13 protein-coding genes are annotated in these 16,165 nt (G+C 66.5%); 5 read left to right on the forward strand and 8 right to left on the reverse strand.

Annotation, left to right across the window (positions count from 1 at the left end; all coding sequences use genetic code 11):
* Positions 1-5: 5 nt before the first annotated feature.
* Together ACVCMB_RS11155 and ACVCMB_RS11160 are read right to left on the reverse strand one after the other, a co-directional pair.
* On the reverse strand, positions 6-245 hold the full coding sequence (locus ACVCMB_RS11155; RefSeq protein ID WP_447106949.1) for a hypothetical protein: 240 nt from the start codon (positions 243-245) through the stop codon (positions 6-8).
* A gap of 161 nt (positions 246-406) precedes the next feature.
* Positions 407-2,119, reverse strand: a complete 1,713-nt coding sequence (locus tag ACVCMB_RS11160; RefSeq protein WP_447106950.1) for a sulfatase-like hydrolase/transferase — start codon at positions 2,117-2,119, stop codon at positions 407-409.
* 124 nt (positions 2,120-2,243) lie between these two features.
* Between ACVCMB_RS11160 and ACVCMB_RS11165 the strand changes: the two genes are divergently transcribed.
* The 4 genes from ACVCMB_RS11165 (at position 2,244) to ACVCMB_RS11180 (ending at position 7,923) form a co-directional block, all read left to right on the forward strand.
* A complete protein-coding gene (locus tag ACVCMB_RS11165; protein WP_447106951.1) occupies positions 2,244-4,241 on the forward strand; it encodes a bifunctional 2',3'-cyclic-nucleotide 2'-phosphodiesterase/3'-nucleotidase in 1,998 nt (665 codons plus the stop codon).
* Positions 4,242-4,336: 95 nt separating this feature from the next.
* On the forward strand, positions 4,337-5,158 hold the full coding sequence (locus ACVCMB_RS11170; RefSeq protein WP_447106952.1) for a creatininase family protein: 822 nt from the start codon (positions 4,337-4,339) through the stop codon (positions 5,156-5,158).
* Positions 5,159-5,196: 38 nt separating this feature from the next.
* Positions 5,197-6,381, forward strand: a complete 1,185-nt coding sequence (locus ACVCMB_RS11175; RefSeq protein ID WP_447106953.1) for a YVTN family beta-propeller repeat protein — start codon at positions 5,197-5,199, stop codon at positions 6,379-6,381.
* A gap of 528 nt (positions 6,382-6,909) precedes the next feature.
* On the forward strand, positions 6,910-7,923 hold the full coding sequence (locus tag ACVCMB_RS11180) for an IS30 family transposase (RefSeq protein WP_447105661.1): 1,014 nt from the start codon (positions 6,910-6,912) through the stop codon (positions 7,921-7,923).
* A 384-nt stretch (positions 7,924-8,307) separates the two neighbouring features.
* Here ACVCMB_RS11180 and ACVCMB_RS11185 read toward each other — a convergent pair whose 3' ends face one another.
* Positions 8,308-9,495: a DUF262 domain-containing protein gene (locus tag ACVCMB_RS11185; protein ID WP_447106954.1), complete on the reverse strand. Its 1,188-nt coding sequence runs from the start codon at positions 9,493-9,495 to the stop codon at positions 8,308-8,310.
* A 442-nt stretch (positions 9,496-9,937) separates the two neighbouring features.
* On the opposite strand from ACVCMB_RS11185, the gene ACVCMB_RS11190 reads away from it, so the two are divergent.
* Positions 9,938-11,167, forward strand: coding sequence for an ISL3 family transposase (locus ACVCMB_RS11190; protein WP_395118704.1), 1,230 nt, complete (start codon positions 9,938-9,940; stop codon positions 11,165-11,167).
* A gap of 499 nt (positions 11,168-11,666) precedes the next feature.
* On the opposite strand, the gene ACVCMB_RS11195 is transcribed toward ACVCMB_RS11190, so the two are convergent.
* The 5 genes from ACVCMB_RS11195 to ACVCMB_RS11215 are packed head-to-tail and all read right to left on the reverse strand — an operon-like array spanning position 11,667 to position 16,125.
* Positions 11,667-12,560 carry a UbiA prenyltransferase family protein gene (locus tag ACVCMB_RS11195; RefSeq protein WP_447106955.1) on the reverse strand — a complete coding sequence of 298 codons (894 nt, stop codon included), beginning with the start codon at positions 12,558-12,560 and terminating at the stop codon, positions 11,667-11,669.
* A gap of 4 nt (positions 12,561-12,564) precedes the next feature.
* Entirely contained in the window at positions 12,565-13,275 is a 711-nt protein-coding gene (gene ubiG, locus ACVCMB_RS11200) for a bifunctional 2-polyprenyl-6-hydroxyphenol methylase/3-demethylubiquinol 3-O-methyltransferase UbiG (protein ID WP_447106956.1), read from the reverse strand.
* Positions 13,253-14,401, reverse strand: coding sequence for a sedoheptulose 7-phosphate cyclase (locus tag ACVCMB_RS11205; protein WP_447106957.1), 1,149 nt, complete (start codon positions 14,399-14,401; stop codon positions 13,253-13,255). The genes ubiG and ACVCMB_RS11205 overlap by 23 nt, the downstream gene beginning before the upstream one ends.
* Positions 14,398-14,883 carry an S-ribosylhomocysteine lyase gene (locus tag ACVCMB_RS11210; protein WP_395120557.1) on the reverse strand — a complete coding sequence of 162 codons (486 nt, stop codon included), beginning with the start codon at positions 14,881-14,883 and terminating at the stop codon, positions 14,398-14,400. Before ACVCMB_RS11210 ends, ACVCMB_RS11205 begins: the two co-directional genes overlap by 4 nt.
* A gap of 3 nt (positions 14,884-14,886) precedes the next feature.
* Positions 14,887-16,125, reverse strand: coding sequence for a sugar phosphate isomerase/epimerase family protein (locus tag ACVCMB_RS11215; RefSeq protein ID WP_447106958.1), 1,239 nt, complete (start codon positions 16,123-16,125; stop codon positions 14,887-14,889).
* Positions 16,126-16,165 lie beyond the last annotated feature (40 nt).

Below are 16,165 nucleotides of genomic sequence, written 5' to 3' on the forward strand. Positions count from 1 at the left end.
AAACCTCAGTCCGGCCGATACATCTGCTTGTACACGCGGCTCACCTGCTGCTGCAGGTCGCCCGACTGCCGCGCCTCGTCGAAGGCGTCGTTGATCTGCCGCTCGCTCTGGTGCAGCGTGCGCAGGAACAGGCGCTCCTCCGGCGACAGCCCCAGCGCGTCCATCTGCCGCTCCAGCGCAGCGGCGGCGCACACGGCGGCGGCGCTCGGCGGGGGCGTAACGGCATCGGGAAGGCGGCGAGTCATGTCCATGGCGAAGCAAGACGCTTGCCAGCACGCCGCCGATCGCGCCAACGCAGGCCTGGCGCGTGGCGCGGGCGCCCGGCCGGCCCGTGCAACTGCCCCCACGCGACAACCGCGAACCCTCGCCTGCCGCCCACGGTCATCACGAAGCTGAACGCGGTCGCTCACTCGTACACGTGCAGCCGGTCGAACACCCACGCGTAATAGGACGGCAGCAGCCCCGGCACGGTGCAGTCGTCGTAGCGGCCATCGCAACGATCGCGCAGGCGGCTGGAGGCGGCGAAGTACGCATCCTGCGGCAAGCCCGCCGCCTGCAGCACCATGCCGGGCAGGAACGCGATGTCGAGCATTGGATACCGCGGCAGCGCCGGCCCGGCGAAATTGCTCTTGACCATGTAGTAGGTGAGGTAGTCGCGATACGGCTGCAGCGCCGGCGGCAGGCTGCGCGGCAGGTCGCGGATCATGCCGCCGAAGGACGGCTGGTGGTCGCCGAAGTGCATCAGCACGGTCGGCTGCGGGCGGTCGAGGAAGTCGTGCTCCAGCGCGCGCATGGCCAGGTCCGAGTCGTGCAGCCGCGCCAGGTAGGTGTCGAAGTTGAGCGCCACCGCCGGCTTCAGCCCCGGCAGCAGGTTGCGGAACGCCGGCGGCAGCGACGACATCGGGTCCTCGTCGTGCGGGCCGTGCTGGTTCAGGGTGAGGATCATGATGAACACCGGTTGCCCCGGCCGCTTCACCTTGTCGTAGATGCGCTTGGCCGCGGCGAACATCTGCCGGTCGCTCTCCTCCCACTCGACCAGGCCCAGCTCGTTGACGTCGTACAGGTGATCGAAGCCGTAGTCGCGATACGCGTTGCGGCCGTTGATGAAACTGCCGACGGTGGGATAGATCGCGATGGTGCGGTAGCCCAGGCGGCGCAGCAGTTGCGGCAGCGAATCGCGCACGTGCGGCGCCAGCACGTAGGGCGCGTACATGCCGCCGGGGCCGAAGATGTCCTGCGGCATGCCCGTCAGGCTGGCGAACTCGCTGACCCAGGTGCCGCCGCCGAACGTATGCGTGCGCAGCACGCCGCTGCCGCGGGTGCGCGCATCGGTCTTGAACATCGCCGCGCGGCAGGCCGGCACGCTGCAGTCGGTGAAGTTGGCCGGGTCGAACGTGCTCTCCTCCAGCACCTGCACGATGTCCGGGTACGGCGGCGGGCGATTGGACGGCAGCCCCTGCGCGGCCGCACCCCACACGCGCTCCGCCTCGCCGTCGCCGCTCATCGGCGGCAACCGCACCGCCGCGTCGCGGAAGCTGACGAAGAAGTTGGTCAGGTGCGCGTCGTCGGAGAGCTTCTCCCAGGTGTTGCGCGCGTGCACCCCGGCAAACGGACCGCCCGGCCACATGCACCACCACCACGCCGACGCGCCCATCAGCAGCCCCGCGCCGCGCAACAGCCACGCCGGCCGCGCGCGCCAGGTGGCGAACACGCGCCAGTCCCAGCGCCAGGTGAGGTAGAGCAGCGGCGGCAACAGCACCAGCAGGCCGATGCCGAGCAGGTACAGGTGCGGATAGTGGCGCAAGGTGTCGAGCAGGCTGCTGCGCACGTAGTAGACGAAGTCCGCCGGCATCAGCTGCTCGTCGAGGTAGCGCAGCTTCATCACCGCGATGAACTTCAGCGCGACGAACAAGCTGCCGGCGAGCAGCAGCGCGCTGGCGAAGCGCGCCAGCACGGCCATCAGCACCACGGCGCTGCACAGCATCAGCGAGGTGACAAACACGCGTTGCAGCGGCAGCGGCTCGCGCCAGGCCGTGCATGCCACGCACAGCACGAACAGCAGCACGGCCCCCGCACACACCGCCGGGCCGCGGACGCGGCGCCATGGAATCGAACGCATGAGCTGAGCCATCCCCCTGCAGGACCGAGCCTGCAACCGCATCTTACGACCTCGTCGGGCACCGCGGCAGCCGTCCGATCTGCTAGCTTTGGCCGTCCCCTCAGCGGCTGTTCCCGGAACCTTCATGTCCGTCCGATCCACCCCGTTCGCCCTCCCCCTGCTGGCGCTGGCCGCACTGGCGCTGGCCGGCTGCTCCGCGCTGCCGTGGCGCTCCGGCCGCGTGCCCGACGGCGCCCGCGCGCAGGTGGCGATCCTGGAAACCACCGACATCCACGCCACCGTGCTCAGCTACGACTACTACCGGCTGAAGGACGATCCCACGGTCGGCTTCGAGCGCACCGCCACGCTGATCCGGCGTGCGCGCGCCGAGTACCCCAACCATTTCCTGTTCGATTCGGGCGACACCATCCAGGGCAGCGTGCTGGCCGACTACCAGGCGCTGGTCAAGCCGGTGGCCTGCGACCAGGAACTGGCGATGTACCGCGCGATGGACGCGGTCGGCTACGACGGCGGCACGCCCGGCAACCACGAGTTCAACTACGGGCTGGGCTTCCTGTCCCAGGTCACCGGCACGCCGATGAACGTCGACGGCAGCCGCAGCACGCATTGCGCCGGGCCGCATTTCCCGCTGGTGCTGGCCAACGTCTACAGCACACGCGATGGCGCGCCGATCTTCAAGCCGTGGACGATCGTGCAGAAGACCATCGACGCCTACACGCCCGACGGCAGCCACATCAGGGTGCCGCTGAAGGTCGGCATCATCGGCTTCACCCCGCCGCCGATCATGCAGTGGGACCAGCACCACCTGGCCGGCAAGGTCACCGTCGCCGGCGTGGTCGAGGCCGCGCGCAAATACCTGCCCGAACTGCAGGCGCAACATCCCGACCTGGTCGTGGCGTTGCTGCACGGCGGCCTGGACACCCACCCCTACACCAGCGACATGGAGAACGCCGGCTGGTACCTGGCCGGCGTGCCCGGCATCGAGGTGCTGCTGCTCGGCCACTCGCACACCGAATTCCCCGGCCCGCGCTACGCCGGCATGAAGGACGTCGACGCCCGCCGCGGTTTCGTGCGCAACGTGCCGGCGGTGATGGGCGGCTTCTTCGGCAAGGACCTGGGCCTGGTCGCGCTGGTGCTCAACCGCCAGGACGGCCGCTGGGTGGTCGACCGGGACAACAGCCACAGCGAGGTGCGGCCGATCTGCAAGGACAAGCACGACTGCGTGCCGGCGGACCCCGCGATCGCGCCACTGGTGGCGGGCGTGCAGCAGGCCGCGGTCGCCTACGTCAACACGCCGATCGGCACGAGCGCGCTGCGCATGAGCAGCTACTTCGCCGACGAGGGCAACATGACCGCGCTGGCGCCGGTCAATGCCGCGCAGATCGACTACGTGCGCCGCGAACTGCCGCTCACCCATCCCGAGCTGGCCGACGTGCCGGTGCTCGGGGCCGCCGCCGCGTTCCGCACCGGCTTCGGCGGCCCGGCCGACTACACCGACGTGGCCGCCGGCCCGCTGACCCTGCGCAGCGCCGCCGACCTGTACTTCTATCCCAACACGCTGGCCGCGGTGAAGATCGACGGCGCCGGCCTCAAGGCCTGGCTGGAGCAGTCCGCGCGGCGCTTCAACCGCATCGACCCGGAGCAGACCGGCGAGCAGGCGCTGATCAACAGCCGCTACACCGGCTACAACTTCGACCAGATCCAGGGCGGCATCCACTACGTGATCGACGTGTCCAGGCCGGCCGGCGAGCGCATCACCACGCTCACCTTCCAGGGCAAGCCGGTCGCGCCGACGCAGCCGTTCGTCGTGGTCACCAACAACTACCGCGCCAGCGGCGGCGGCCACTTCCCCGGCCTCGACGGCAGCAACATCGTGCTGGCCGCGCCCGACGGCACGCGCGAGATCCTGGCCCACTGGATCGAGCGCAAGCAGCACCTCGACGCGGCCGACCTCGAAGCCACCTCCTGGCGGTTCGCCCCGCTGAATACGCGCGGCCCGGTGGTGTTCACCGGCGCGGCGAACAAGCTCGATGTGGCGAAAGCGGCAGGGCTGCACAACATCCGCCAGCTCAAGGACAACGGCGACGGCACGGCGGTGTACGCGGTCGACCTGTCACACTGAAAGCGGCCAGGCCCGTTGCCGCGCCGCAACGGGCTTGCGCGCGGCGCAGCGCTGTTCCAATGTGCGCGGATGATCGATCGCCCTTTCCCGCCCGCGTGCGCAAGTTCCTGCTGAATCACCGCAAGCTCCTCGGCCTCGCCCTGCTGCTGATGCTGGCGCAGGCGGCCTGCGCGCAGCCGCCCACGGTGCAGTTGCAGGAACTGACCTGGACCGAGTTGCGCGCGCGCATCGAGACCGGCAGCACCACCGTCATCATCCCGATCGGCGGTACGGAGCAGAGCGGGCCGTATATCGCGCTGGGCAAGCACAACGCGCGCGCCGCGGCGCTGGCCGAGCGGATCGCGCGCGCGCTGGGCAACGCGCTGGTGGCGCCGGTGGTCGCCTACGTGCCCGAGGGCAACATCGCGCCGCCGAGCGGGCACATGCGTTTTCCCGGCACCATCACGGTGCCCGATGCCGCGTTCGAGCAGATGCTGGCGTCGGCGGCCGAAAGCCTGGCGGCGCACGGCTTTCGCCACGTCGTGCTGCTCGGCGACCACGGCGGCTATCAGCGCGACCTGCGCCGCGTGGTGGACCGGCTCAACAAGCACTGGGCCGGTTCGCCCAAGCACGCGTTCGCGCCGCCGGAATACTACGCCGCCAGCTCCCCCGGGTACGCCGCGCTGCTGCGCCGGCGCGGTTACCGCGACGACGAGATCGGCACCCACGCGGCGCTCGCCGACACCTCGCTTCAGCTGGCAGTCGCACCGTCGATGGTGCGCGCCGATACACTGCGCCACGCGAACGCGCCGGGCGCGGCCGACGGCGTCTACGGCGGCGATCCGCGTCGCGCCACCGCCGCGCTGGGCCAGCTCGGCGTGGACCTGATCGTGGCGCAGACGGTCGAGGCGATCCGCAAGGACGTCGCCGGACACTGACCTGCCCGCACCCCCCAACCGACATTCGTGGACCGGACATGCTGCCGAGGACCTTCACCATCAACGCGCACACCTCTCACCCGCACCGCCGCCGCGCCGGCTTCGCCCTGCTCGCCTGGCTCGCCAGCGGCGCGGCGTTCGCCGGCGGCGTGCAGACCGTCGCCGGCATGCCGCCGGTGACCAACCCGGCCAACCTCTATGGCGATGCCGGCGTCAACATGCTCAGCCCCGCGGTGGCCGGCGCGCTGGCGCGCATCTACGTGCCCAACCTGCGCTCGGACAGCGTCAGCGTGATCGACCCGGTGACGTTCAAGGTGGTCGACACCTTCAAGGTGGGCCGCAGCCCGCAGCACGTGGTGCCGGCCTACGACCTGCGCACGCTGTGGGTCACCAACAACGCCGAGGACCGCCCCGACGGCAGCCTCACCCCGATCGACCCGACCACCGGCAAGCCCGGCCAGGCGGTGGCGGTCGACGACCCGTACAACATGTACTTCAGCCCGGACGGCAAGCACGCCATCGTGGTTGCCGAGGAAGACGCCCGGCTCGATTTCCGCGACCCGCACACGATGGCGCTGCAGTTCCGCCTGCCGGTGCCCGGCTGCAAGGGCATCAACCACGCCGACTTTTCCATCGACGGGCGCTACGCGATCTTCACCTGCGAGTTCGGCGGCAAGCTGGCCAAGATCGACATGGCCGCGCACAAGGTGCTCGGCTACCTGCCGCTGAAACACCGCGGCATGCCGCAGGACATCCGCGTCTCGCCCGACGGCAAGGTGTTCTACGTCGCCGACATGATGGCCGACGGCGTCTACCTGATCGACGGCGACAGCTTCACCAAGATCGGCTTCATCGCCACCGGCATCGGCACCCACGGCCTCTACCCCAGCCGCGACGGCACGCGCCTGTACGTGGCCAACCGCGGCACGCACAAGATCCACGGTCCACGCAAGGGCAAGGGCAGCGTCTCGGTGATCGACTTCGCCACCCGCCAGGTCGTCGCCACCTGGCCGATCCCCCACGGCGGCAGCCCCGACATGGGCAACGTCAGCGCCGACGGCCGCATGCTGTGGCTCTCCGGCCGCTTCGACGATGTCGTCTACGCCATCGACACCACCACCGGCAAGGTGCGCAAGATCAAGGTCGGCATGGAACCACATGGCCTCACCGTGTGGCCGCAGCCGGGGCGGTATTCGTTGGGGCATACGGGGATCATGCGGTAGGGCGGTCGGGGGATGGTGGTTCGCCACGATATGGCCTGAGCGGTCGATCGCTTGCGGCAACCGAATTTCCCCGCATAACCAGCACCTGTAGGAGCGCACCCTGTGCGCGATGCTCTTGCGCTTGTTGCATTCAAAGGCAAGAGCTTTCGTCTGCCTGCGGCAGCCGAGTTACTTTCTCTTTGCGTGGCCAAAGAGAAAGATAACCAAAGAGAAAGGCCACCCCGCTTGGCGCTTGCCGCCCATCCATGGGCGGCAAGTCCGTGAGCCGGGGCCGGGCTTTTCGACAGCACATCCATGTGCTGGCGAAAAGGCATCAGCGTCCATGCCGATGCCCGCTACGCGGCCTGTCGTCCCCGACTCACCGCCGCACAGGGGCCCCGGATAGAGCAGCGGGCCATCCTGGCCCGCACTTTTCAGAAGAGCCAGAGCGGAGCCGGAGCAACGCGCCGGACGCTACCTTCTCTATTTAACTTGGCCGACTCAAACTCCACGTGCAACACCATGCCGCATCTGACATAGGCTGTTGCGATGAGAACGTACAACGAATTGACCCTGAACGAGCGAGTGGAGATCCAGCAGCGCCTGGCGTCGGGCGACAGCTTGCGAGCCATGGGAAGATCGCTGGGGCGCGCACCAAGCACGATCAGTCGCGAGTGCCGTCGAGCGAGCGCTTCCCCGGATAGCTACCAGGCGCAGGCGGCACAACATCACCGCGAGCAGTGCCGGGCCAAGCCACGGGTACCACGGAAACTGGGTGACCCCGCCCTGTGGGAGACGGTACAAGCGCTGCTGCGGGCGCGCTGGTCGCCGGAGCAGATCGCCGGGATACTGGCGCGAGGGTTTCCTGATACAGCGAGCTACCGGGTGTCCCACGAAACGATCTACACCGCGGTGTACCTGGTGCCTCGCGGCGAACTGCGCAAGGAACTGATCGGATGCTTGCGGCAAGGCCGCAGCACACGCAAGCCACGCACGCGCGGCACCGACCGGCGCGGCCAGATCCCGGACATGCAGAGCATCCACGTCCGCCCGCCAGAGGTTGCCGATCGCCTGATCCCGGGTCACTGGGAGGGCGATCTCATCAAGGGCGCAGGCAACCGTTCCTCGGTGGGCACGCTGGTCGAGCGCACCAGCGGCTTCGTGGTGCTGGCCAAGATGAGCAGCGCCAGCGCGGCCGACGCGCTGGAGAGCTTCGGCAAGGCCTTGAAGGGCATCCCCGAAGCGCTGCGCAAGACGCTGACGTACGACCAGGGCAAGGAGATGAGTTATCACGCGGCACTGACCTTGCGCACCGGCGTGCAGGTGTACTTCGCCGACCCGCACAGCCCGTGGCAGCGCGGCAGCAACGAAAACACCAACGGTCTGTTGCGGCAGTACCTGCCCAAGGGCACGGACCTGTCCGTCTACAGCCAGGCCGAGCTGGACCAGATCGCCCTGAGCCTCAACACGCGGCCGCGAAAGCGCCATCAATTCCGCACCCCGCTGGAGGTTTACAACGACCACCTCAGACTGGCTGAGGCAGAAGCAGGAACGATTCACTGATCATGTTGCACGTGGACCTTGAAACCGCCCTTCTGATTGCGTCGGGCAAGTCGGAATAACTGGACGAACGTGATGCGATTTGATCCGCGACTACTTCCACTATCTGCCGAATGCAGTACTCAAAGCGGCCGGCTAGATATAGCTGCAATGATCCCGATAAAACTGGCAAGTCCGTTCGTCGACACTTCGAAGCTTCATGCAACGATGTCGCGGCCGGCCACAGATCCGCGTCCTCGGCGTCCTTGGCCGGAGGAGTGCTGGCTCCGAAATCCTTGAAGCTTTTTACAAGGGCAAGAAGATGCTCCGCCCGCCCCACATCTGCATCTAGGTCTCGAAGGACTGAGTCTAGCCCACTTATGTCGATCTGGCTCATGGTGATCTGCATTAGGACTGCAAAATATATGTGGCCAATTCGACGCGCTGCCTAACAGATTCGATCGTATTACCTCGACCGACAAGTATCTCGTATGAAGAGCGGTTGCTTAATGCGCGAGACATAGCCGCGTTAATCTCGGCCTTGCGGCTTTCGACAGCTGTTTGAGGCTTTAGACTAAGCGCGATCATTAGCGCATCGTACAGAGGGCGGCTCGGCCGCTTGGTCGTTGGCAATCGAAATGGCGCTTGGTCAAAGACATCGACCAAACGCGACAGAGTCTGGGTGAATCGGGTTTCTAGATCATTTTCCTCTGAGGAGCCAATGTCTTTATTTCTGTCCATAAATTTATCTAGAATCCGCCGCAATGAACCAGATCGATTATTTACTATTGCATCTTGAAGCGCGAAGACTCGGAGCACAAGCTCGGCGTCAGCGAGAGAGGCAAACAATGCGTTTTTTAGTAATTCTTCAGAAGGTTCGGTGTCTTCGGTATTTTTGAATGGCGGAATTCCCCAGGTCTTTGTGAACGGGTCGGTTCGTGCCAATCGAATCAACAGTGCATTAAGTTTTCCCGGGTAGAGTGCATTACGCAACTCCTGTGGATTAAGTCTAATCCCTCCTGTATTCAAACGGTCGAACAGTACGCGGCGGACATCAATATCATCTGCGCCTACCCCCTTCGTCTCAGCGAGCAGAACAACCGCAGGCAGACTTCGACGCAGTAATCCTTTTTGTAAAACTATCGGCAGGTCATTGAATCTTTTTTTCTCTAGTTCCGGCCAGTACTCGAGACTGGAGAGAGGGAAGTCGTTTGCCAGAAAAGATCGAATAGTTTCGATCCTCTGCCTGCCATCAATGACTTCATACTCGTTATAATCGTGCTCAAATAGGAACACGGGAGGCACAGGAATGTTGAGTAGAAACGATTCGATCAAAAGTGACCGTTTCTTATTAGTCCAACGAAGTCGTCGCTGGTAACCGGGCGCAGTATCGATCAGTTCTTTGCCAGGCTGAAGCGCGTGTTTCAAGTAGTCGAGCTGATAGTCCTTAGTCTCCCGCACGACCCTTAGCTGGCTCCGGGCGTATTTCTCGCCGGGGTCCTGCGGTTGCACGGCAGCGGCCCCGGATGCTTCTGATGTCTCATCCTCGAACCACTCTTCGACTTCGTCCTGACTAACTGTTGGTTTAGTGCTCATGAGTTTTCTTTGGTTGTTCGATGGCGGAGATTTCGAGCCTAACAACTGCGGCCAGATACATATGCGCATACTTACCCATATAGGATCATCTCACAGGCGTCCCGGACGTGCCCGTACCATAGTCATTGGCACGATGGCGAAAGGTCTATGGTCGAAAGCAGAGTTCCACAATCGGCACTAGTAAATCGGAGGACCCCTTCCCGCGATCATGCGCCGAGCTTTGGCGCGGCCAGCCTCCTCAGGGCCACACCACAACCACCGTAACGATCAGCAACAACGCCAGCGGATACAAACTGGAACGATCAAACAGTCGCGCAGCAGCACGGCCATCGCGGGTCAGCCGCGAAACCGGGACGGAGGAAATTAAATAAGGTCCTTCCGGGATTCCCGTGGGTAGCTGGGGATAGGAGGATGGGCGGGAGCGGTGAGCGGAGCCCGTCCAATGCGCGATGTAGAGCTATACCGGCAGATCCTTGGTCTATCAGCACCCTGGCGAGTAGCGGATGTTCATCTGGATCTACCAGGGAATCGGGTTGAGGTAGAGGTGGATCATCCGGAGGGATGTCGCTGGCGTTGCCCCAAGTGCGACCAGGAACTGCCGGTCCATGACCATGCGCCGGCGCGCGCTTGGCGCCACTTGGATACCTGCCAGCTGCAGACGATCCTCAAGGCACGGGTGCCTCGTGTTCGCTGCCCGGATCACGGCGTGGTGCAGGTCGCGGTGCCTTGGGCCGAGCCACGCTCTCGCTTCACGTTGCTGATGGAGCGCTGGATCATCGACGTGCTGCAGCAGTGCGCCACGGTCAGTGGCACCTGCCGGCTGCTGCATCTGTCCTGGGACGAGGTGTTCGGCGTCATGGAGCGAGCGGTGCGCCGTGGTCAGTCGCGCAAGGGGCCGCTGTCGCTGCGTCGGATCGGCGTGGATGAAAAGGCGTTCCGCAAAGGCCATTCGTACACGACCATTGTCAGTGACGTGGATCGTTCCACCATCGAGTACATGGCAGATGAGCGCACGCGTGGATCGCTGGCAGAGTTCTACGAGACCCTGACGCCGGAGCAGTGTGAGCACATCCAGGCGGTGGCCATGGACATGTGGGATCCCTATTTCCAGGCCACCGTGTCGCATGTCCCCGCGGCCACCGACAAGATCGTCTTCGATCGCTTCCACATCATGCAGCACATGGGGCAAGCCGTGGATGCGGTACGCAAGGCAGAGCATCGGGCCCTGCGCGCGACCGGGGACAACACCTTGGCGCGAACCAAATACCTGTGGCTCTACAGCCGGGAAAACCTGCCCCAGCAGCGACGGCATCAACTGCGTGACCTGATGGGGCAGAACCTCAAGGTGGCTCGTGCCTGGGCGATCAAGGAGGCCTTGCGCCACCTGTGGTCCTACCGGCGTGAGGCATGGGCACGCCGTTACTTCAAACACTGGTTCCACTGGGCCACGCACAGCCGCCTGGAGCCCATCCGGCAAGTTGCCCACATGCTCAAGCGGCGTCTGGACAACATAGTCACCTACTGTCGCCTACGCATCACCAACGCCGTCGCCGAAGGCATCAACAGCAAGCTCATGGCCATCAAGCGCCGGGCCTGCGGTTACCGCAACCCCGAACACTTCAAGACCGCCGCCTACTTCTTCTGCGGCGGCCTCGATGTTTACCCACGCTAAAGCCGGAAGGACCTTAAATAAAGGAGGAAGCGGCCGGCGCGCCGCTTCCGCTTTGCTCTGGCTCTTCTGAAAAGTGCGGGCCACGATGGCCCGCTGCTCTGCCCGGGGCCCCTGTGCGGCGGTGAGGCGGGGACGACAGGCCGCGTAGCGGGCATCGGCATGGATGCCGATGCCTTTTCGCCAGCACATGGATGTGATGTCGAAAAGCCCGGCCCCGGCTCACGGACTTGCCGGGCAGGATGCCCGGCAAGCGCCAAGCGGGGTGGCCTTTCTCTTTGGTTATCTTTCTCTTTGGCCACGCAAAGAGAAAGTAACTCGGCTGCCGTAGGCAGACGAAAGCTCTTGCCTTTGAATGCAACAAGCGCAAGAGCATCGCGCACAAGGTGCGCTCCTACAGATGGTCGAGGCAGCCTGCGCACTTGGTCCGCGGACAGACCACTCGTCAAGACAGTCCACGGCCTTCCGACTCATGCACCGAGCTTCGGCGTGGCCAACCCGTTCAAGGCAACAGCACGAACGCCGTCACGATCAGCAACAACGCCAACGGATACAAACTGGAACGATCAAACAGTCGCGCCGCAGCGCGGCCATCGCGGGTCACCGCCAGCCGCACCGCCGGCACCACCAGCAGCACCACACCAGCCAGCAACACGGCGAGCTGGAACGACCAGCCCAGCATCAGCGGCGAGAGCCGCGCCAGCAGCAGGCTGCCGGCCACAGTGAGGGCGAGCAGCCCGAGCACCAGCCAGCCGGCGACGCGCAGGCCGAACACCAGCGGGATGGTGCGCGCGCCGATGGCGCGATCCTCCTCGATGTCGTTCCAGTCGGCGGGGATGTTCTGCCCGCCCACTTCCCACAGCATCAGCCAGCCCAGCATCAGCGCCAGTCCCGCCAGCGAGGGCGACGGCACTACCGCGAACACGGCGGCGACGGGGCCGGCGGATTTCACCAGGCCGCTGACCACGGTGCGCCACCAGGTGACCTTGAGCAGTTTCACGTAGGCCAGTTCCAGCAGTGCCGCGGCAAACAGGATGGCGAGGATCCACGGGTTGAGCAGCCAGATGCCGAGTACGGCCAGCGCGAACCACAGCGCGAACCAGGCCAGCGCGCCCTTCATGCTGATCAGGTTCTGTGCCAGCGGGTAGCGCATCGTGGAGGCCTCCACCGCGTAGCCGGGAGGGAGCCCGCGCGCCACCTTCTGGCGGTCGTCGCGGACGCCGGCCAGGTCGTTCAGCGCGTAGATCGCGGTGTAGCCGGCCAGTGCGGTGCCCAGGCAGAGCGCCAGCACCGGCCAGGCGGGGAAATGGCCGAGCCACAGCAGGGCGACGAAGCCGGGCATGGCGATGTCGAGCACGCCATGCAGCGAGCGCGAGAGGGCGAGGAAGCGGCGCATGTGTTCAACCCCGCTTCGTGAAGCTGGCCATGTAGTTGATGTCCTCGCGCCCCGGCGCCACGCGGAAGCTGCGCTTGAGCGGGTGGTACATGAGGCTCGCCACGGCGTTGAACTGCAGCCCCGCTGCGCTTGCCCACGCGCGCATCTCGGTCGGGCGGATCAGCTTGCGGTAGCTGTGCGTGCCGCGCGGCAGCAGGCCGAGGATGTACTCGCCGGCCACGATGGCGAAGGCGAAGGCCTTGAAGTTGCGGTTGATGGTGGAGAAGAACGCCACGCCGCCGGGCTTGAGCAATCGTGCGCAGGCGGCAATCACGCGCGCCGGCTCGGGCACGTGTTCGAGCATCTCCATGCAGGTCACCGCGTCGAACGTGCCGGCTTCCTCGCGCGCCAGTGTTTCCACGTCGATCTCGCGGTAGTCGATGGCCAGTGCGCCGCGCTCGGCATGCTGGCGCGCGACCTTGAGCGACAGCGTGGACAGGTCGATGCCGGTGACCCGCGCGCCGTGTTTCGCCAGCGCCTCGGCGAGGATGCCGCCGCCGCAGCCCACGTCCACGACGCGCGGCGCGGTGCCGGTCAGCCGATCGGTGATGAAGCGCAGGCGCAGGCCGTTGATGGCGTGCAACTGGCCCATCTTGCCGTGCGGGTCCCACCACAGTTGGGCAATGCGGTCGAAGTGGGCGATCTCCGCGGCGTCAACATTCGGCGAGTCGGTCATGGGCGGGTGCGATCCAGGATTGCAGGGTGGCGATGGCGGCGTCGAGTTCGCCGCGGCGGATGTCGTTGACGAACACGCCGGCACCGACGGCGATCGGCAGTGGCACGCGCTGGGCGCCGTTGCGGTGCTCGACGCGATCGAGCAGCGATTGCCACATCAGCGCGCCGTCGAGCAGTTCCAGCGGCGGCGCGAGGCCGAGCCGGCCGACCAGGGCGAGGATGCGCGCGGCGGCGGCATCGGCGAGCAGGCCGCGATGGTGGGCGATGGCGACGGAGACCAAGATGTCCAGCAGCACCGCCTCGCCGTGCAGCAGGCGATCCTCGTGGCGCGTTTCCAGGCCGTAGCTGAAGCTGTGGCCGAAGTCGACCACGCGTGCCAGCTCGTCCTCGAACAGGTTGGGCGCCAACTCCTGCAGCATGTCGTCGATGGCGCGGTCGAGGATGGCGCCGCCGTGCTCGCCCTGGAACGCGCCGGCCACGCTGGCGGCGCCGTGGCGTTCCAGTTGCGCGAACAGCGCCGCATCCTTGATCACGGCGAGCTTGATGATCTCGCACACGCCGTTGTGCAGGTGGCGGCGCGGCAGCGTGCGCAGCAAGCTGCGATCCAGCAGCACGCGGCGCGGCGGCTCGAAGCTGCCGAGGCGGTTCTTGCGGCCGTTGAAGTTGATCCCGGTCTTGATCCCCACCGCCGCATCCACGTAGCCCATCAAGGTGGTGGGCACCTTGATGTGCGGCACGCCGCGGCGATAGCTGGAGGCCACGAAGCCGACCACGTCGGTGAGCACGCCGCCGCCGATGGCCAGGATCGGCTCGTCGCGGCGGTGGATGGGGAACTCGTCCAGCGCGCGCAGCAGGTGCTGCCACGCCTCCATCGTCTTGCCGCCCTCGCCGCCGGGCAGCGCGACGATGCGCGCGGTCACGCCGTGCTGCGCAAAGTAGGCGGCGAGGCGCACGCCGTGGTGACGCAGCACCACCTCGTCCACCACCACGAACCGGCGGCCGCCGGCGCGGCGGCCGTCGGCCAGCAAGGCGTCGCAGGCCGGGTCGAACACGTCCGCGACGTTGCACAGCTCGTACTCGACGCGGCGCGTCTCGCTGACCCGCCAACGCGCGACCGCCGCGTTCACGCGACCTCCCGCCACGCCGCGCGCCGCGCCAGCACCTCGCGCGCCACCGCCTGCGCGGCGGCCAGGTCGTGGTGGCGCCAGTGGCCGCATTGCTCGATGCGCGCGTAGGGCACGGCGGTGGCGCCGAGCACGCCGTAGAGCACGGTTTCCAGGGTCCGCTCGATCACCTCGCGGCGACCCTCGTTCAACAGCGTGAGGTAGAAACCGGTCCGGCAGCCCATCACGCCCACGCCGATGAAGTGCCCCGGCAGCAGGCGGCCGAAACCCTCCAGCAGGAAGTGCTCCAGCGAATGCGCCTCGACCGTGCTCAGGCAGGCGTCGGCATTGGGCAGGCGCCAGCGCAGGTCGATGGTGCAGACCACGTCGCCGCCCGCCCCCGCGTGCACGCCGCGCAACTTCACGCTGGGTGCCTTCAACCGGCGGTGGTCCAGCTCGCCGACGGTGTCGGCGGCCCAGCCCCAGGCGTCGAGGTCGATCCGCATCGATCAGCCCTGCGCGATGGCGGCGAGGTGGCGATGGCTGGCCTGCAACGCCTCCTGCCACGCATCCACGTGGTGATAAAGCTCCACCGAACCGTAGCCATGGAAGCCGTGCGCGTTCAGCGCGGCGAAGCTGGCCGCCAGATCCAGCGTGCCCTCGCCGGGGATCTCGTGGAAATGCACGACGCCGGTGCGCGTGTTGGCGACCATGGCGTCCACCAGCGCGGGGCCGCGCGCGCCGCGCAACCAGGCGAGGATCGGGTGGGCGCGCTCCAGCGCGTCGAAGCTGATGCCGGGCACCGAGATCAGGTAGGTGAAGATCTCGTCGTCCAGCGGCGAGGTGCCGGCGTGCAGGCTGCCGTAATCCACCCAGCGTGCCGCTCGCGCGAGACCGGCACGCGCCAGCAGGGCATCGATGCGCCGCTGCCGCGCGGCATCCGGCGCGCGATCGGCGAAGTACAGCGGGTGACTGCCATCCAGCAAGAGGTAGTCGGCACCGTCGGGGAAATACACCAGCGTGCTGGCGTGGTCGAGGTTGACGGCGAGCGCGTCGCTGTCTTCCGCGATCTTCAGGTTCCAGCCCGCGCGCGCATCGGAGATGTGCAGGTAACGCGCCTGCGGCGCGGCCTGCGCCAGCGCGGCGAGGTAGTCCGGCTCGGAGCAGTAGGCATGGCAGAGGTCGATGTGCAGCGCGAAGCGCGGCGAACCGACCGCGGCGATCAGCGCCTGGCCCTGCGCCAGCGTCTCGATAGCCATGCCGGGCTCGGGTTCGATCAGCAGGGTGATGTCGTCGTCGTCGCGGATCTCGCCCAGACACTCGCGGATGGACTCGGCCAGCACGTCGAGCGGGTCCACCTGCGGCTGGCGCACATGCTCTTCGCGCACGAAGCCGCTGCCGCAGGTGACCAGGTTCGTGCCCAGCTGTCGCGCCACGCGAATGCCGCGCTTGACCAGGTCGATGCGCCGCTTGCGCCCGGCCGTGTCCAGCGACATCAGCGAAGGCTCGTGCGGCCGCGAGGGCGTGAAGAAGTGCGAAGCGGTGGCCACGCAGGCCGGCGCGATGCCGGCGCGCGCCAGTCGATGCTTCACTGCACCGAGATCGTCATCTCCGAGGTCGAACGGATTGAAGTGGTCGCGATGAAAGGCGATCTCCATCCCCGCATAGCCCGCGCGCGCCACCGCGTCGATGGCATCGAGGAAGGGCAAACGGGTGAGTCCGAAGCTGCTGTACGCGAGATCGATCATGCGCCGTGCCGGAGCGTGAGCCCGGTGTGGACAAAGTGGC

It is taken from the genome of Rhodanobacter sp. UC4443_H10 (genome assembly GCF_052978325.1).